At 70.4% G+C, this 16844-nt stretch carries 15 protein-coding genes; 7 read left to right on the top strand and 8 right to left on the bottom strand.

Going from position 1 to position 16844, the window contains the following annotated elements:
* Positions 1-169: 169 nt before the first annotated feature.
* Both ABZU25_RS15275 and ABZU25_RS15270 read right to left on the bottom strand, forming a co-directional pair.
* Positions 170-2242 carry a cellulase family glycosylhydrolase gene (locus ABZU25_RS15275; protein WP_355029948.1) on the bottom strand — a complete coding sequence of 691 codons (2073 nt, stop codon included), beginning with the start codon at positions 2240-2242 and terminating at the stop codon, positions 170-172.
* Between the two features lie 160 nt (positions 2243-2402).
* On the bottom strand, positions 2403-4151 hold the full coding sequence (locus ABZU25_RS15270; protein ID WP_355029947.1) for a cellulose binding domain-containing protein: 1749 nt from the start codon (positions 4149-4151) through the stop codon (positions 2403-2405).
* Between the two features lie 552 nt (positions 4152-4703).
* Between ABZU25_RS15270 and ABZU25_RS15265 the strand changes: the two genes are divergently transcribed.
* The 3 genes from ABZU25_RS15265 to ABZU25_RS15255 all read left to right on the top strand — a co-directional run bounded on the left by ABZU25_RS15265 (position 4704) and on the right by ABZU25_RS15255 (position 6831).
* A complete protein-coding gene (locus ABZU25_RS15265; RefSeq protein ID WP_355029946.1) occupies positions 4704-5744 on the top strand; it encodes a LacI family DNA-binding transcriptional regulator in 1041 nt (346 codons plus the stop codon).
* A gap of 188 nt (positions 5745-5932) precedes the next feature.
* Positions 5933-6064, top strand: a complete 132-nt coding sequence (locus ABZU25_RS15260) for a hypothetical protein (protein WP_355029945.1) — start codon at positions 5933-5935, stop codon at positions 6062-6064.
* A gap of 11 nt (positions 6065-6075) precedes the next feature.
* On the top strand, positions 6076-6831 hold the full coding sequence (locus tag ABZU25_RS15255; protein WP_355030020.1) for an SUMF1/EgtB/PvdO family nonheme iron enzyme: 756 nt from the start codon (positions 6076-6078) through the stop codon (positions 6829-6831).
* Positions 6832-6899: 68 nt separating this feature from the next.
* Here ABZU25_RS15255 and ABZU25_RS15250 read toward each other — a convergent pair whose 3' ends face one another.
* Both ABZU25_RS15250 and ABZU25_RS15245 read right to left on the bottom strand, forming a co-directional pair.
* Positions 6900-7373, bottom strand: coding sequence for a hypothetical protein (locus tag ABZU25_RS15250; protein WP_355029944.1), 474 nt, complete (start codon positions 7371-7373; stop codon positions 6900-6902).
* The gene (locus ABZU25_RS15245; protein WP_355029943.1) at positions 7370-7771 is read right to left on the bottom strand and encodes a DUF6069 family protein; all 402 of its coding nucleotides are present in this window, start codon (positions 7769-7771) and stop codon (positions 7370-7372) included. The genes ABZU25_RS15250 and ABZU25_RS15245 overlap by 4 nt, the downstream gene beginning before the upstream one ends.
* Positions 7772-7901: 130 nt before the next feature.
* Here ABZU25_RS15245 and ABZU25_RS15240 point away from each other — a divergent pair, with 130 nt between their 5' ends.
* Both ABZU25_RS15240 and ABZU25_RS15235 read left to right on the top strand, forming a co-directional pair.
* The gene (locus tag ABZU25_RS15240) at positions 7902-9062 is read left to right on the top strand and encodes a histidine kinase (protein WP_355029942.1); all 1161 of its coding nucleotides are present in this window, start codon (positions 7902-7904) and stop codon (positions 9060-9062) included.
* Positions 9050-9712, top strand: a complete 663-nt coding sequence (locus ABZU25_RS15235; RefSeq protein WP_355029941.1) for a response regulator transcription factor — start codon at positions 9050-9052, stop codon at positions 9710-9712. The genes ABZU25_RS15240 and ABZU25_RS15235 overlap by 13 nt, the downstream gene beginning before the upstream one ends.
* 120 nt (positions 9713-9832) lie before the next feature.
* Here the strand turns inward: ABZU25_RS15235 and ABZU25_RS15230 are convergent, their stop codons facing one another.
* Positions 9833-11347: an endo-1,4-beta-xylanase gene (locus tag ABZU25_RS15230; protein ID WP_355029940.1), complete on the bottom strand. Its 1515-nt coding sequence runs from the start codon at positions 11345-11347 to the stop codon at positions 9833-9835.
* Between the two features lie 542 nt (positions 11348-11889).
* Between ABZU25_RS15230 and ABZU25_RS15225 the strand changes: the two genes are divergently transcribed.
* Positions 11890-12165 carry a hypothetical protein gene (locus tag ABZU25_RS15225; RefSeq protein ID WP_355029939.1) on the top strand — a complete coding sequence of 92 codons (276 nt, stop codon included), beginning with the start codon at positions 11890-11892 and terminating at the stop codon, positions 12163-12165.
* Positions 12166-12168: 3 nt separating this feature from the next.
* Here ABZU25_RS15225 and ABZU25_RS15220 read toward each other — a convergent pair whose 3' ends face one another.
* From ABZU25_RS15220 to ABZU25_RS15210, 3 genes are all read right to left on the bottom strand, one after another.
* Entirely contained in the window at positions 12169-12438 is a 270-nt protein-coding gene (locus ABZU25_RS15220; RefSeq protein ID WP_355029938.1) for a hypothetical protein, read from the bottom strand.
* A 217-nt stretch (positions 12439-12655) separates the two neighbouring features.
* Complete coding sequence (locus tag ABZU25_RS15215; protein ID WP_355029937.1) at positions 12656-13891, bottom strand: cytochrome P450; 1236 nt, start codon at positions 13889-13891, stop codon at positions 12656-12658.
* A gap of 139 nt (positions 13892-14030) precedes the next feature.
* On the bottom strand, positions 14031-14903 hold the full coding sequence (locus ABZU25_RS15210; RefSeq protein WP_355029936.1) for an ATP-binding cassette domain-containing protein: 873 nt from the start codon (positions 14901-14903) through the stop codon (positions 14031-14033).
* A gap of 244 nt (positions 14904-15147) precedes the next feature.
* Between ABZU25_RS15210 and ABZU25_RS15205 the strand changes: the two genes are divergently transcribed.
* Positions 15148-16839, top strand: coding sequence for a histidine kinase (locus ABZU25_RS15205; protein WP_355029935.1), 1692 nt, complete (start codon positions 15148-15150; stop codon positions 16837-16839).
* The last annotated feature ends 5 nt before the right edge of the window (positions 16840-16844 follow it).

The raw sequence follows: 16844 nt of genomic DNA, 5'->3' as shown, positions 1-16844 counted from the left end.
TCGCGGCGACTCCCGTGGCGGGATCCTCCGCCGGAGCAAGCGATGTCCACCCACGGCGCGCCGTGCCGCGCCCTGCCCGGAGGACGAGCCGGCGGCCAGCCGGTCCCCCGGACAGCGGTAGCCAGGCATCCCCGATGCCCTGGCTACCGCACGTCGATGTTCGTCCCGGTCAGGAGACGCTGCCGGCGACCGTCGTCCCGGACTTCGTGACGCGGTACGTGATCTGCGTGCCGCTCCAGAAGTGGAAGGTGAGGGTGACGACCGAGCCGTCGTTGACCTCGGCGAAGAACTCCGGCTTCAGGATGATGGTGTTCGCCGCGTAGTCGGGTTGGAAGGTGCTCCAGAACTCCTTGTACGACGTCCAGTTGGCCGGTCCGGCGGGGCTGCCGTCGGCGTACTTGGCCTCCATGGTGGCGAGTTGGTCACCACGGAACTGGGTGGGGATGGTGAGTGAGGTGGTCGTGCCGTTGGCTGCGGCCTGCGTCGGCGGATCGTAGGAGATGATGCTGATGGGCCACGGCACGCCCTGCGAGAAGTGCGCTTCGAGGTTGGCGTTGACGCCCGGTGCGCGGTTGCCGGCCAGCCGGGTCAGCGCCGCGCTGGTCAGGGTCAGGGTGCTGCCGGAGACGGTGTAGTCGGTGCCGCTGGTCAGGACGGTGCTGCCCTGCCGCAGACTGCGGAACGCGGCGCCGTTCAGGTTCAGGGTGAGCGACCTGCTGGTGATGGTGCCGGTACGGCGAACGTAGATCTGGTCCGACGACGCGGTAGCGGACCGGGTGGTCCAGCTCGCCTTCATCAACGCGTACAGGCCCGGGTCCCGCCACTGCAGGTCGTTGCGGTTGAGGAACGATCCGGCGTCCCACAGCATGGTGGTGAAATTCCTGATCCGGGCCTGGTAACCGACGGCCTCGAAGAACTTGAGCACCTCGCCGCGTTCGATGATGCCGGGCCGGGTGTAGTCGTAGGCGAGCAGGCCCCACTCGCCGACGATCACCGGGATGCCCCTGGCGACGAAGGCGGCGTGTACCCGGTCGAAGCTCTGGAGCAGATCCTGCTCGACGTTCGTGTCGTAGCGGATGCCGCCGGCGATGTTGGCGCTGAACGGCCAGTAACCGTAGAAGTGGACTGTCGCCGCGATGTTCCGGTCACCGAGCTGGCTGATCGTGGCCGCCAACGCGTCGAGCTGCGCCTGGTTGGAGTTGGTGTTCAGGGTGGGCAGCACGAGCACGCGGGTGGCGTTGTTTCCGCCGGACTGGCGCAGGAGCCGGACGAACGCGACGTTCAGCTCGCGCAGCACCTCGTCGCTCTGGGCGTCGCCCGACGTGCCGGTGAACTGCGGCTCGTTGATGCTCTCGAACACGAGCTTCGACGAGTGGCCGCGGAACGTGGCGGCGATCTGGGTCCACAGCGCGGTGTAGCGGTTCATGACGTTCGTCCGGTCACCGGGATAGCCGTTGATCCACTGCCAGGAGTCGTGGTGCAGGTTGACAAGCACGTAGAGGTTCTCCGCCAGCGCCAAGTCCACCACCTGACGGACGCGGCCCAACCAGGCCGCGTCGATGGTGTACGTCGGGGCGGGGCCGTGGTGGTTGCTCCAGGTCACCGGGATCCGGATGCTGTTGTAGCCCTGCGACTTCACCTGGCGCAACAGTGCCTGGGTCACCAGCGGGTTGCCCCAGGCGGTCTCGTCCGGGATGGCGTCCAGGGTGTTGCCCAGGTTCCAGCCGGGCTGCATCGCCGCCACCGTCGCCATCGCGTCGCCGCCCGCTGGCGGGGGGTCGCTGGGGGTGGGGGTCGGGGTCGGGGTCTCACCCACTCGTCCCGAGCAGGTGACCCCGTTGAGGGCGAACGATGTTGGTGCGGTGTTGCCGCCCGTCCACGACCCGTTGAAGCCGAAGTTGACAGTCGCGTTCGTGGCGATTGCCGCGTTGTAGCTCACGTTCTTCGCGGTGACCTGGTCACCGGACGAGGTGACCGTCGCGCTCCAGGCCTGGGTGACCCGCTGACCGGACGGGAACGTCCAGGTCAGGCTCCAGCCGTTCACCGCGTCACCGAGGTTGGTGACCTTCACGTCGGCCGTGAAACCGCCCTGCCACTGCGACGGCACTGTGTACGCCACCTGGCAACCGGCCGCCGCCTGGGCGTTGCCGGCGACCATCAGCCCCGCCACCAACAGTGTGACCACCGCGCCGACGACGAGGCTGACCCGTCGGTATGTCGTTCGAACGTACTGCGGATTCATCAGGAGAGCTCCTCGCCGTGGTGGCGTCTGGGGTGGGGTGGGGTCCGCACGTGCCGGCGGCCGGTGTCGTCGGCCGGATAAGGAGAAGGAGTCACGTGAGTGGGGCGTGCGGGTGCTGTCGTGTGACCACACCCGCACGCCCGCCTGGGCGGGGAAGCCCTCAGAGGGTGAACACGAGTGTGGAGATGCTGCGGGCGCCGACGTTGATGGTGGCCTGACCGCCGTTGACGCTTGTCGGTTGACTGGCCGCGTTGGCGTTCTGCGAGGTGAGGTAGTGCTCGGCTCGGGTGACGTTCTGCGGTACCTGGATCACGGCGTTGTTGACAGCGCTGTTCGAGCGGTTGAGGATCACCAGAGTGACCTTGCCGTCACCCTGGTAGGCGGTCACCTCAAGCGGCGAGGCCTTGGAGCTCTTCGTCAGCGCGACCCGCTGGTAGCCGGGGCGAACGTACTTGGCGTACTGCGAGAACGCGTACCCGCGCTTGAGGGGAGCGCCCGCGATGGTGCCGTACGCCGACTCGCCGTCGCCGATGAAGGAGTAGTAGCGCTTGCCGTACCACCAGATGTAGGCGCTCCAGTTGGCCTCCATCGACCGGTGCACAGTGCGCATGATGTCGTCGAGCGTCTCGTTCCAGACCGTCTGGTTGCTGGGGTTGCCCCAGATGTTGGAGCCGCCACCGTCGGCGGCGTGCAGGTTCCACTCGGTCATCCACACCGGCTTGTTGTACTGCTCGGCAAGGGGGTACGACTTGAGCCGGCCGGCCGCCTCGGTGCCGTACAGGTGGCCGCCGACGTAGCCGATGTTGTTGCGGGCGGTGGTGTCGTTCAGGGTCGGATCGGTGAAGCCGTAGTTGAGGTTGACCGCCTCGGCGACCATCAGCTTGGTGTTCTGCACCTTCGTGCCCTGGTCACGGACGAAGTTGCGCAGCTCGGTGCCGCTCCAGTCCATCGAGTCGTAGTCCGGGTGCCAGTCGGGCTCGTTCTGCACCGAGGTGACGTCGATCGTCACGCCCTGGCCCCGCATGTACTGGACGTAGCTGTTCAGATGGTTCGCGTAGTCGTCGTAGTAGTCGGTCTTCAGCTTGCCGCCGTTGACCCGGCTGTTGTTCGTCTTCCACGCGGCCGGCGCGGTCCAGGGCGACGCGAGGATCTTCACGTTCGACCCGGACGCCTTCGCCGTCTTGAGTGAGTTCACATGCGTCGCCCACTCGCTGGACTCCGGCGACAGACCGGTCCGCACGATGGACAGGCCCAACTGGTTGGCACCCAGCCCGACAAGCGTCTGCGTCTCGGCCGTCGACCACGCGCTACCCCAGATCGACTGCGCGGCCCCGAACCCGTCGACGGTCTGATACCTGGTCGCGCTGTTCACCGTGATGTCCGCCGGCCCGTTCGGCGGCGGCGTCGTCGGTGGTGGGGTGGTCGGTGGCGGGGTCGTCGGTGGCGGCGTGGTCGGTGGTGGGGTGGTCGGCGGTGGCGTGGTCGGCGCCGGACCGCCGGTGCAGGCCACCCCGTTGAGCGTGAAGCTGGTCGGAGCCGGGTTGCTACCGGTCCACGACCCGTTGAAACCGAACGACACAGTGCCATTGGTGGCGATGGCCCCGTTGTAACTGACGTTCTTGGCGGTGACCGCGGCGCCGCTCTGGGTCAACGTCGTGTTCCAGGACTGCGTGACGGTCTGTCCGGCGCTGTAGGACCAGTCCAACGTCCAGCTGCTGACCGGATCACCAAGATTGGTGACGGCGACGTTGGCACCGAATCCGCCCTGCCACTGCGACGACACGCTGTAATCCACCGCACAACCAGCGGCTGCCGCCCCCGCCGGCATCGCCACGGCGACCGCCGTCGATGCCAACAGCACCGCGCCGGCCGACACCGCAGCGGCCTTGATGACTCTGGGTCTCCTCATAGATCATTCTCCTGAATCGGGGTGACGCGAACACTGCTCAAAGAATTGCAATCTGGACCTGTCGATCTGCCTGTTCGACTGATCACGGCGAAGCCGAACCCCGCACCGTGCGCACTGCTGGGATGTGCCGAAAAGGCAGCTGACCGCAGGCCTTGCGCCAGAGTGAGATCAGTCGGTCGCTCCAGCGGGACCAGTCCTGCTGGGGGTCGCGACCGACACGGATTCCACGACGCGGACCGATCGCCGCCAAGCCACGCCGCCACCGCGTTAGCGCTAACAGGTGCTGCCCATCGCACCTGACACTGACTCGCGGTGATGCTCTGCTGGCGGCCGAGCTCCCGACGGCACGCCACTCTCGCCCACATCGACTGTCGTAGATAGCACGTCACGCGTCAAGGTATGGCGGCGAGGTTTCGCGAAAGCATGCCGAAGCCGGCCCGAGGCTGGAGGGAGTCGCTTCCCACCGGATCCGCGCACGAAATGTTGTCGCAAACATTTCTGAGGTGTTCTCGGTGGACTTGGTGCGGCCAGGGCAGCCGGTAGAATTCCCGCGTGATCGAGGAAGGTCAATTGCCCCGCTCCCGCAAGCCGTGGCGCGGTGACCTGCCCATCGCCGCTATCGCCGAACTCGCCGGAGTCTCCCCGCCCACGGTCTCCAAGGTCCTCAACGGCCGAGGCGGTGTGGGCGAGCAGACCCGCAGGCGGGTGGAAGCACTGCTGCGCGACCACGGGTACCGGCGGCGACAGACCAGCGCGGCGACCCTCCGCATCGAGGCAGTCTTCGACCGGATGCTGCCCTCGATCGCCATGGAAATCCTGCGAGGTGTTCAAGAGGTCGCCAGCGCGCGGGACTGCATTGTCGGCTTCACCGATGTGCATCGACGCCTGCTGGCCGGCCAGCCCTGGGTGGAGCCCCTGCTGCTGCGGCAACCGACCGCCGTCATCACGGCTTTCTCCACCGTCACCGCCGATCACGGTGAGCAGTTCGCGGCCAGCGGCATACCGCTTGTCGCCATCGACCCGACTGGCGACCTTTCTCCCACTCCCGCCGTGGGGTCCAACAACTGGAGCGGCGCTCTCGCCGCCGCTCGGCATCTTCTCGATCTCGGGCACCAGCGGATCGGCCTGATCACCGGCCCGGTCACTGATCTGTCCGCGCGAGCTCGCCTGGACGGCTTCCGCGCCGCGTTGGACTATGCCGGTGTCGCGTTCGACGCGACGCTCGAACGACGCGGTGTCTTCACCTTCGACGACGGCCGTGACCTCGGCGCCCAGTTGCTTGCCCGGCCCGACCGGCCGACCGCTGTCGTCTGCGGCAACGACCTCCAGGCGCTTGGCGTCTACGCTGCGGCGCGGGATGCCGGCCTGCGGATTCCTGACGACCTCAGCGTCGTCGGCTTCGACGACGTCGATCAGGCGGCGTGGCTGGCACCGCCACTGACCACCGTCCGGCAGCCGTTCGGTGAGATAGGCGCGACCGCTGCCCGACTCGCGCTGAGCCTGGCCGACGGCCACCCTCTGACACAGGACCGGTACGAGCTGGGCACCGCGCTTGTCGTGCGTGGCAGCACCGCTCCGCCCGTTACCCGATGATCCCGCCAAGAATGCGATCCCGTGCTCCGGTGCTTCATGAACGGATGGGACCGCTCCTTGCCCGGTCGACCATCGCCGACACACCCACGACGTCGACGTGGACCGAGCTGGTTCGCGTCTGACCCGTCACCGTGCGGGAGACGCCTCCCCGGCCTGTTCGGGTCGTACCCCGAAACGGTGTATCCGCCGTGTCCGACGAGCAGGACCGCACCCTGGACACCGTCGGTGTGGTCGGCCGTGACGGCGGGCCCGTGCCGCGCAGGGCGGCGTGCTCCGCCTGGGTCAGCGCGAAGGTCTTTCCGTGGCGGCTTGGCTGCTAGCCTTCGCTCCCCTGTGGACCGAGGAATTCGTAACCGGGCACCCGGCCTGGCGGCACACACCGTCGGGCGTGGTGTTCCGGGAGGTTCCCGGCGGCACGTTCCGGATGGGACTGTCCGAGGCGGAGCTGGACGCGGTACGCGCCATCGAGCGCAGCGGCGAGGTCGAGGACACCATCGAGCCGTTCCTCGCCAACGCCGGGGACGCACAACCGGTACGGGAGGTGCGGGTCGAACCGTTCCTGCTCGCCCGGCACCCGCTGACCGTGGCGCAGGTCCGGCACTGGCTGCCCGAGTACGAGGACGACTACGCCGAGGCGGCCACCGCCACGGCCCGGCTCGGCGGCGACCTGTACGACCTGCTCAAGCTGTTGCCGTTGCAGCTGCCCAGCGAGGCGCAGTGGGAATACGCGGCCCGCGCCGGCACCACCACCTTGACCTTCCACGGCGACGGGAAACCCGACGAGGACCAGCTTCTCGACGACTTCGCGGACGAGACACGAACGGCCGCCGGGGAGAACGCGTTCGGGCTGGCGGCAATGGGGTCGGCGAACGAGATCTGCGCCGACGTCTGGATCCCCGGATTCCACGACGCGCCGGCAGACGCGCGACCACGCACCGGAGACGGGCGTCGCACCGTACGCGGCGGAGCTGGCGACCTCTACCCGTGGCAGGGCTGTGACGAGTGGCTGCTACTGCTCTCCGCCACCCGGTACGAACACGCCGACTTCACGGCGGTTCGCCCGGTTGGACCAGTGCCACCTCGCTGAACTCCGGCGCTTCTCGCTCGGCCACAGCTGTGGCGTCGAAGGTGGTCGATCGTCTGTCCTCGCTCGGGTCAACCCATGGGACCGCGACTGGCGGTGCTGATGACCGCCATCATGAGTAGGGTGCGCCGCCGGCGTCGGGTCAGCAGCGCGAAGCAGGCGGTGAGCGCCACCAGATCCAGCTCGGCCCACTCACCTGTGACATCGACGTGGATCGGCCCGCGCGGGCCGCCGGGGAGTCGCACCGCGAGCCGGTGCCCGTCGCGGGTCAGCTCACCGCCCCGGCGACCGGGCGCCCAGCGCGCCACCCCGCCCGGCCCCGGCACGTGCGACCGGCGCGGGTCGAGCCGCACCGCGGCACCGTGCTCGGCTTGGGCGGTGACCCCGATGCGCCGGCGGTCGGTCGGCGCGACCGTCCAGAGGCCCGAGCCGGTGCGGATCTCCCCGCACCGCAGGGTCCAGCCGGTACGTAGCGAGGCCCGCGGCCCGGCACCGGAGTCGAGGACGAAGGCCCCGTCCTGCTTGCGTACGGTCAGCGCGGTCATCGGTTCAGCCCTTCCGGGCGCGACCGGGGCAGGCCGAGGATGAGGACGACGCCGACGCTCAGGTGCAGCAGCGCGAGAGTCGCCTTCGCTCCCCCGCCGACGCCGCTCGGCGGCCCGACCAGGATCGACAGCAGCAGCACCGCGACCGCGATCGAGGTCCACCAGACGCGGGCCCGGTTGGTGAGGCGTTCCAGCGCCGCGAGCAGCGCCCAACCGGCCAGTGCCGCGACTGCGGCGGCCACCACGACCGCGGCCACCGTGATCTGCCGGGTCGCGTTTCCGGTGCGGGCCGCCAGGTCGACGCCGGCCGCCGAGTGCAGGATCGCGAACTCGGCCGCGGCCACCAGGATCGCGCCGGCCGCCACCGCGGCTCGGCGCAGGAGAAGGTTGTTCGTCATGCCCTGAGTGTGGGGACCGGCTCGGGCCGGGCACGTCGGTCCGGACGCCGCGGTGCGTACATCCGTCGGCGGCGGCGCGTACTACCAAAGGAGGTGGTCGGGCCCGCTACGAGCCCAGTAGCCTGCGCTGGTGGATGCGGCGACGTGCGACGTGGACCCGCCGCGGACGTGGCGTCGCGTCCCGGCGGGCGTGGCGGTCGTGGCGATGGGCGTGCTGATCGCGACCGAGCTGTGGTCCGCCACCCGCTCCGGGTCGACGGCCCTGGTCCGCGCCGATGTCGCGCTGGCGGTGGCCGCCCTGGCCCTCGTTCCGGTGGTCGTCCGCCGCCCGGAGGTCGCTGGCGTGCTGGCGGGTCTGCTGGTGGCCCTGTCGCCGGTGGCCACCCCGGTGGCGAGCTTCGCGGTGCTGTTCACCGCCCGCCACCGGCCGTTCCGGCAGGCCGCGGTGGTGGCGGCGGTCGGGGTGGCGGGCGAGGCGGCGCAGGCGGTGTGGCGGCCGATGCCGAGCCTGCCGTTCGGATGGCGGCTGATGCTGATGACGGCCGCGTACGCGGCCCTGCTGGGCTGGGGCACCTGGGCGCAGGCCCGGCACGCCCTGCTGGCGGCACTGCGGGACCGGGCCTGGCGGGCCGAGCAGGACCAGGAACGCCGGATCGTCGAGGCTCGGGCCGCGGAGCGCACGCGGATCGCGCGGGAGATGCACGACGTGCTGGCCCACCGCCTGTCGCTGCTGGCGGCGGCGGCCGGCGCGATGGAGTACCGGCCGGACGCGCCACCCGAGCGGCTCAGCGCCGCGGCCGGGGTGATCCGGGCCAGCGCGCACCACGCCCTCGACGAGCTACGCGAGGTCATCACGCTGCTGCGCAGCGACGACTCCGAGTCACCGGCGGACGCACCACCAGGGCAGACCCTCGCCGACCTGCCGCGCCTGATCGAGGAGGCCCGGGCGGCCGGGCAACACATCGAGGTCGACGACCCGCTCGGCCCGCCGGTCGAGGTCCCCCCGGCGGTTGGCCGCACCGCCTACCGGATCATTCAGGAGGCGCTGACCAACGCCCGCAAGCACGCCGCCGGGCAGCCGGTCCGACTCGCGGTCGGCGGAGCGCCCGGCACCGGCCTGAGCATCGCGGTGAGCAACCCGACCCCGCCCGACGGCGGTGGCGCCGGGCACGACGGCGCGGGCCTGATCGGTCTCGCCGAACGCGCCGCCCTCACCGGTGGCCGCGTCGCCCACCACATCGACGCCTCCGGTCGGTTCCACCTCACCGCGTGGCTGCCATGGCCGACGTGACGGGCCCGATCCGGGTCGTCATCGTCGACGACGACCCTCTAGTACGGGCAATGCTGACGATGATGCTCGACGGCGCCGACGGGATCGTCGTCGTGGGCGAGGCCGCCGACGGTGGTGCGGCGATCACCGCTGTCGACCGGCACATGCCCGACGTGGTGCTCATGGACATCCGGATGCCCGGCGTCAACGGCATCATCGCCACCGAACGCCTGCGCCGCCGCCCCCGGCCACCGGAGATCATCGTGCTCACCACGTTCGACACCGACGAGCACGTGGTGCGGGCACTACGGGCCGGCGCCAGCGGCTTCCTCCTCAAGGACACCCCGCCCGAGCGGATCAGCCAGGCCGTCCGCGCCGTCGCCGCCGGCAACCCGATGCTGTCGCCGGGCGTCACACGCCGCCTCATGCAGCGGGTCGCCTCCGGCGCCGAGTCCTACGAACAGGCGCGTACCCGGCTGGCCCTGCTCACGCCCCGGGAACGTGACGTCGTGCTGGCCATCGCGCAGGGACGCTCCAACGCCGAGATCGCCGTCGAGCTGCTGATGAGCGTCACCACGGTGAAGGCTCACGTCTCGCACATCCTGACCAAGCTGGACCTCGACAACCGCACCCAGATCGCCCTGCTCGCCCACGACGGCCGGCTGGGTTGAGCAGAAGGCCGCTCGGAGCAGGACGAGTAGGCCGGCCGGCGGCCCTCGGTGCCGGGACCGACCACGACGTGGTCGGTCCCGGTCCCTGACCTGAGGCGGCGGGCTGGTGCGGGTGGCCGATCAGGGGCTGGTGCAGGAAAGGCCGCTGGGTGCCGCGCTGCTGCTGCCGTTGACCAGGAAGCCGAAGGTGGTCGAGGCGTTCGCGCCGAGGGATCCGTTGTATTCGGCGTTGCGGACGCTGACCGTCCCGCTGGTGCCGGTGTTGATGCCGCTCCAGATGTTGGCGATGGTCTGTCCCCCGGCCAGCGTCAGTCGTACGGTCCAGCCGCTGAGGGTCGCGGAGCCGTTGTTTGCCACGCTGACCTCACCCTGGAAGCCACCGCTCCAGTTGTTGACCATGCGGTACGTCGCGGTGCAGGCACCCGGCTGCCCGGTGCTGGGCGGCGGCGTGGTCGGCGGAGCGGTGGTCGGCGGGGCGGTAGTCGGCGGAGCAGTGGTCGGCGGAGCGGTAGTCGGTGGAGCGGTGGTCGGCGGGGCGGTAGTCGGTGGAGCAGTGGTCGGCGGCGGGGTGGTCGTGCCCGGCACCGTGGTGGAGGCGGCGTTGAGAGCGTTGAGGACGGCGGTGTACGCCGCCTTCGGGTTGCTGTTGCGGTCGAACAGCAGCGGGCTCTCGTTGCCGCGCCAGGAGTCGCTGTCCCGGATGCCCCACGTCGTGATCCCGACGCAGCGGGGGACGTTCATGCAGGCCTGAGTCAGGCCCTGGTACTGGCTGGTCGACGCGTTGGTGACGTCGGCCTCGGTCAACGCCACGTCAACCCCGAGGGCCGCGAAGCTCGACAGCGTCTGTTGGAAGTTGCCCGGCAGCGAGCTGCCACCGGTGAAGTGGGTCTGAAGACCGACGCAGTCGACCGGGACGCCACGGGACTTGAAGTCCCGGATCATGTTGTAGACGCCCTGCGTCTTGCCGTAGCTCCAGTTCTCGATGTTGTAGTCGTTGTAGCACAGCTTCACGTTCGGGTCCGCCGCGCGCGCGGTCCTGAACGCCACCTCGATCCAGTCGTTCCCGGTGGACTGCAGGTTCGAGGACCGCCGGCTGCCGTTCTCCGCGAAGGCCTCGTTCACCACGTCCCAGTAGGCGAACTTGCCCTTGTAGTGCGCCATGACGCCGTTGATGTGGCTGATCATCGCGGACCGCAGGGCGCTGCCGCTGAGGCTCCCCCAGAACCTCGGCTGCTGGGCGTGCCAGGCCAGGGTGTGGCCCCGGAACCGCATGCCGTGCTGGGTGGCCCAGTTGTAGATCGCGTCACCGTTACGGAAGTCGAACTGGCCGGGGTTGGGCTCGGTCGCGTCGGGCTTCATCTCGTTGACGGCCGTCATCATGTCGAACTCGCGGTCCGCGATGGCCAGGAAGCCCGAGTCGTTGAGGCGGTCCGCCCCCATGGCAGCGCCGAAGTACCGGCCGCTGCGCTCGGCGGCGGCCTGCAGGGTGGTCCCGGGCGGACCGCTGAGATCGGCTTGGGCGAAGGTCGCCATGGCCATCGAGGACACGACGAGCGCCAGGGCGCAGGCCCCGCCCAGAAGCAGCCTGGTGGCACCCCTGGTGCGGTGTTTCGGTCGAGCGGGTACGTGGTTCATCTGTGTTTCTCCTCGGTGTTCCGTCTGATCCGATGCCGCACGAGGCACGGAACCGGCCGACCGCTGCACGGTCGGCGACTTGAGCACCGCGCTCGCTGGACCAGCACGTGACAGGTGACGACGAGTCGTCGTCAACCCGGCCGCGCTCGGATCGGTGACCACCGGCCGTTGCCCGGTCCGCCCGGTGGATGGCGTGCACGGGCGTCGTACGCCCGTGCGGAGTGACAGTGCCCTGCCGCGATAATATATCGAATCAATTCGATCTGCGACGGGACGAGCGGATTCGCCGCACCAGCTGACCCCGACACGCGCTGACCCGTCGGCGCGGTCGCAACGGACTGCGGTATCGCCGTCGACCAGTTGGCACCTGCCGCAGCCGTTCGACCTTTACCAAACGGGTCGCTGTGCTGGTGGACACGAAGCCGTTACTTGTCCGTCGCTTCCGACCGGGTGCGACGTAGCGTTGAGCGCTGCCCAGGGCGGGTCCGCATGCCGCGCGCCTGGTTGACGCCGATCAGCTGACCGAGAATGGTGAACGCCGGGTGCCCGTGACGAGTGAACCGCAGGTGGTCGCGCTACCGCCGACAGCCACCGCACCGATGATCCCCGCGGTGTTCCGATCCTCCCCGTCCTCGGCTCGCCGCACGCTTGTCGACATCTTCGACGAGTCCGTGCGCGCACACGCCGACGCAGGTGCGCACGACAGCGGTGCCACGGCGCTGACGTACCGCGATCTGGCCGATGAGGTCGAGGCCGTCCGGAGGTCGCTGCCGTGCCCGAGGCGAAACAGTGGCATCAGCCTGTGGTGCGCCGGGTGAAGGCTATGCCTCGGCAGCGGGTCGGCTGTGCACCACCAACTCGTCGATCTCCAACCGGCCGACGCGCAGCTCCCGCACGACCGCCCGGCGGATCACCAGCCGCCCGATGACCAACGCCCCGACGGCCACGGCCCCGACGGCCAGCGCCCCCACGGCGAGGGCACCGAGCGAGGCCGCCCCCGCAGCTCGCGCGCCGGTAGCCGCCGCGCCCGTCGCCACCGCGCCGTTGGCGCGCGCCCCGCTCAACCCCATCAGGCGTACCTCTCGCTTCATCCCCCCATTGTCCGCGCAACGCCGGCCACCCGCCGGCCCCACCAGTTTTCGAGCGGAGCCGGACACGGCACCGCGGCGCGCGACCAACGGCAGAAGCGGACACCGCCTTGCCGCAGGTTCGGCAGCCCTCTGTCCATCTCGATGCCCACCTCGCCGCGGTGCAGGCCGCGGCGGCGGCAATCACCGTGGCCCGGTTGACCACGGGTGGGCGGCACCCTCACCGGCGACGGAACGCCAACGGCAGGGTGGCCAGCCCGCCAACCACGGGAGACGCGATCCGGCGGGGCGTGCCGGCCACGATGACCTCGGCGTCGAGTGTGGCCAACTCCTCGAGCAGCGTGCTGATGATCAGTCGAGCCAGACCCGCGCCGAGACAGTAGTGCACGCCTCCACCGAACGCGGTCATGTACCGGCTCGGCGGCCGGTGCAGCAGGAACTCGTCCGCCCGCTCGAAGACGGATTCGTCACGGTTCATCGACGCGATCCAGACCGCGAGAGGGTCGCCGGCCCGGATCGGCACGCCGTCGAGGACCGTGTCCTCCTTCGCCACCCGCAGCATGTGCGTCACCGGCGCGGTCCACCGCAGGATCTCCTCGGTCGCGTTGCGCACCGGTACCCGCCCGTCCCGCAACGCCTGCCACTGGGCCGGGTTCTCGAGCATGGTGAGCAGACCGACACTCGCCGCGTGGCGGGTGGTCTCGCTCGCCGCACCGAGGATGTTGTCGCAGGAGACGACGATCTCCGCGTCGGTGATCTCGACCCCGTCGGCCTGCGCGCCGATGAGCGCCGACACCACGTCGTCGCCGGGATTCTGCCGGCGCCGTGCCATCACCCGGGAGTAGTGCCGGAGGATCGTGAAGTGCGCCTTCTGCGCAGCGGCGCCGTCGATGTCGTTGGTGTTGTCCGCAGCTGACGCGATCGCCCGAGCCAGCCGATCCACCTCGTCGTCCGCGATGGCGAGCAGGTCACCGGCAACCGCCAGCGGAATCTGCGCCGCGACGTCGGAGACGAAGTCGCACTCTCCCGCCGCCACCGCTGCGGCGAGCAGCTCACGGACCGTCCTTCTGGTGCGGTCGGCCAGTCCGGCGATGGCGCGGCTCGAGAACAGCGCGGCGATCGGCCGGCGCAGCCGGTCGTGCAGCGGCGGATCGGACATGCCGAGCATCCGACCCGCGCCGGGGTACGGCGTGTCCATGCTGGGCCGCACGATGACGCCCTTGGTCGAGGTGAACCGTCGCCAGTCGGTGAGGACCTGCAGGCCCGGCTCGTACGTGGTGACCGCCCAGTAGCCACTCTGTTCCTCGCTCTGGTGCCACGACACCGGGCACTCCCGACGCAGTACCGCCCACACCGCGTAGGGGTCGCCGCGCTCGTAGAGGGCGGGGTCGGTGAGCGAGGGCAGGTCGGCGAGCATCTCTGCTGCCGCCGCTGTGGGGATCGGTGGAATGCTCATCGAGTCGGAGGCTCCATTACTTCGGGTCGCGACTCTCGCCGTCCGGAATGCGACTGATCCTGACCGACCCCGGTATCGTCGACTTATCTCCGGGTTATCGTCGGTGCCGGGCGGACTGCGCCCCCGGGCCGGCGAGGCATCAGGCGTCCCGCCCGGCCATCGTGAGATCCGCGTAGGCACGCTCGAACGACGCCAGCTCCATGGTCAGCTCGTGCACCGGGACCCCGAACCGATGGGCGAACTCGCCAACCTCCTCCACGGTGCCCCCGCGTACCCGCAGTTCGTCGGCCGACGGCCGGTCCACGTGAAATCCCTCCGAGACCAGACGATTGGCCAGGAAGCCCGCCTGCGGAGTGCGGATCCGCACGGGGCCATCGGAGCTGCGGGCGATGACATCCGCGGTGCTCATGTCGGCGATGACCCGGCCGCGCCGCATGACGACGACGTGCTCGGTCAGGTCCGTCACCTCGTTCAACCGGTGCGTGGTCACCAGCACCACACGACCCTCCGCCGCAAGCGTCCGGAAGAGCCCACGGGCCCAGGCGACGCCCTCCGGATCGAGGCCCTCGGTCGGCTCACGCAGCACCAGCACCGGCGCGTCGCTGAGCAGGGCGGCGGCGATGCGCAGGCGGCGTCTGGTCCCTCGGCAGTAGTCGCCGACGCGATCCGCCGCAGCTCGGCCCAGCCCGGCGAGTTCGACGACGTCCTCAACCCGGCACGCCGGCGCGCCAGTCGACCGGGCGGCCCGCAGCAGGTACTCGCGGCCGTCGCGGGCGCTGTCGCCGGGCCCGATCACCGGCGAGAAGCCCACCTCACGCCCGGACCACGGCGTGGCCGACGAACTGCCGCCGAGCAGAACCTGGCCCTCGGTCGGTTGGCACAGACCGCAGATCAGGTCGAGCGTGGTTGCCTTGCCAGCGCCGTTGGGGCCGAGAAGGCCGGTGACAATGCCCGCCCGTACCTCGAACGACACCCGGTCCACCGCGACCCGCGTACCAAATCTCTTCGTCACCTCACGCAGGACTATCACCACGCGTCCCCTCCCCTGCCTGGCACGTCCGCCCGCCTGCGGGTACCGCGAGGATAGGGGCGCCGGCCGCCGGGAGGGACCTGCCGAACGTCGACCGTCAACCCCGAGTTCCGCCGGGGGATGCGCCCGCCGGTCGGCCCAATCCGCAGGTCACCACGGCATCCGTGGGCCGCAACCGGATCGCGCGCTTTGACCTCGTTCGATCGGCCTCGGTAGCATCGTTGCCGTGGACGAGCCACGCCCGCGCCGGACCCGAGCGCCGAGCCGGATCCGCACGATCGCGCACCGTCTCCGCACCAGTCCGCGGATCGTCGACACCGTGCTCTATGTCTGCCTACTCGGTGTGCTGGTGGCGGACGCGAAGAGCCTCGCCTCCCGCCCGTGGGAATACGTGACGGCGCCGGTCCTCATCGTCGGCGCGGTCACCCTCTCCCGGATTCGGCCGGCCTGGTCACTCGCCCTCGCCGCCCTGTCCGGTACGTCGTACCTGGTGGGCGCCGGCGGCTCGCCGGAGTGGCCGATCGCCCTCATGATCGTCATCGGCTACCTGGCCGGGCGCCGGTCGGCCGACCATCGCGGCGCCCTGGTCGGGCTGAGCGGCGCACTGGCCGTCGGTCTGCTGATCGCCCTCCTGACCGCGACGCCGAGCCGCTGGCTGAGCATGGCGCTCACCGTGCTCGGTGCCGCCGCAGTGCCGTGGCTGGCCGGGCGCTACCGGCGGTTGCGGGCCGACCTCGCGTACGCCGGTTGGGAACGCGCCCACCAGTTGCACCGTGAGCAGCGGATCCGGACGGCCGAGGCGCGTACCCGCGAGCGGACCCGGATCGCCGGGGAAATGCACGACTCGCTCGGCCACGAGCTGAGTCTCATCGCGCTGCGGGCCGGGGCGTTCGAACTCGACGACGGCCTGGACGAGCGACAACGCCGAGCCGCCGGCGAGCTGCGGGCCACGGCCGTGGCCGCCACCGAGCACCTGCAGGAGATCACCACCATGCTCCGCGAGGGGGACGGGGTGACCATCGACGCCGCGGTCCCCACCGTCGCCGACCTCGTTGCCCGAGCACGTGACCTCGGAGTTCCGATCTCGCTCAGGGAGACCGGCGAGACCACGGGCCCGGTCGGCGGTGCCACCACCCCCATCGCGAGCGACCCGCGAGGCTCCGGCCTTACACCGATGGCTGCGCACGCGCTGCACCGCGTGGTGCAGGAGGCGGTCACGAACGCCACCCGCCACGCGGCCGGGCTCCCGGTGTCCGTCCGGCTGGACCGCACGGCCGGCGAGGTGACGGTGACGGTCACCAATCCACTCCCGGCGACCTCGGCGCGGGTCGCCGGTCCGCATTCCGGCCAGGGTCTGCTCGGCCTGCACGAGCGGCTCCGCCTGGCCGGCGGTACGGTCAGCTCCGGGCCCCGCGACGGCGTCTTCGAGATCAGCGCCCGGCTGCCGATCGGAGCGCGGCCCGCCCCGGCCCGCCGGATCGCACCCGAGCCGACCGACGACCGGATGCTTCCGGACCAGGCGGTCCCGACGGCCGGACCCCTGCCCGGGCTGCCCCAGGCGGAGCGGCGCATGCGGCGGAGGCTGATGGCCGCCGCCGGGCTGCCCGCCGCCGCGTTCGGTGCGCTCGGGGTCGTCCTGCTCGGCTATCACCTGCTCACTGTCGTCAACACCGCGCTCGACCCGGCGGGCTTCGACCGACTACAGGTGGGGCAGCACCGCGACGAGTTCGCCGGATCGCTCCCCCGGCGCAGCATCAGCAGCGCCCCTCCGGTGCTGATCGAGCCGCCGGCGCCGGCCGGCGCGAATTGTGAGTATTATCTGACCAACCGCAATCCCCTAGTCATCTCCAGTGACATGTTCCGGCTCTGCTACACGGGCGACATTCTGGTGACCAAAGACAGGCTCACCCGGTCGTGACTCCG

The organism is Micromonospora sp. NPDC005215, assembly GCF_040607915.1.
In the GTDB taxonomy this organism is placed as follows: Bacteria; Actinomycetota; Actinomycetes; order Mycobacteriales; family Micromonosporaceae; genus Micromonospora.
This window is presented reverse-complemented; position numbering and strand designations above follow the sequence as displayed.

What these genes read in the sequence shown, in the direction of transcription:
- ABZU25_RS15275 (WP_355029948.1), bottom strand. Translation starts at nt 2,242, where the DNA reads ATGAATCCGCAGTACGTTCGAACGACATACCGACGGGTCAGCCTCGTC.
- ABZU25_RS15270 (WP_355029947.1), bottom strand. Translation starts at nt 4,151, where the DNA reads ATGAGGAGACCCAGAGTCATCAAGGCCGCTGCGGTGTCGGCCGGCGCG.
- ABZU25_RS15250 (WP_355029944.1), bottom strand. Translation starts at nt 7,373, where the DNA reads ATGACCGCGCTGACCGTACGCAAGCAGGACGGGGCCTTCGTCCTCGAC.
- ABZU25_RS15245 (WP_355029943.1), bottom strand. Translation starts at nt 7,771, where the DNA reads ATGACGAACAACCTTCTCCTGCGCCGAGCCGCGGTGGCGGCCGGCGCG.
- ABZU25_RS15235 (WP_355029941.1), top strand. Translation starts at nt 9,050, where the DNA reads ATGGCCGACGTGACGGGCCCGATCCGGGTCGTCATCGTCGACGACGAC.
- ABZU25_RS15230 (WP_355029940.1), bottom strand. Translation starts at nt 11,347, where the DNA reads ATGAACCACGTACCCGCTCGACCGAAACACCGCACCAGGGGTGCCACC.
- ABZU25_RS15220 (WP_355029938.1), bottom strand. Translation starts at nt 12,438, where the DNA reads ATGAAGCGAGAGGTACGCCTGATGGGGTTGAGCGGGGCGCGCGCCAAC.
- ABZU25_RS15215 (WP_355029937.1), bottom strand. Translation starts at nt 13,891, where the DNA reads ATGAGCATTCCACCGATCCCCACAGCGGCGGCAGCAGAGATGCTCGCC.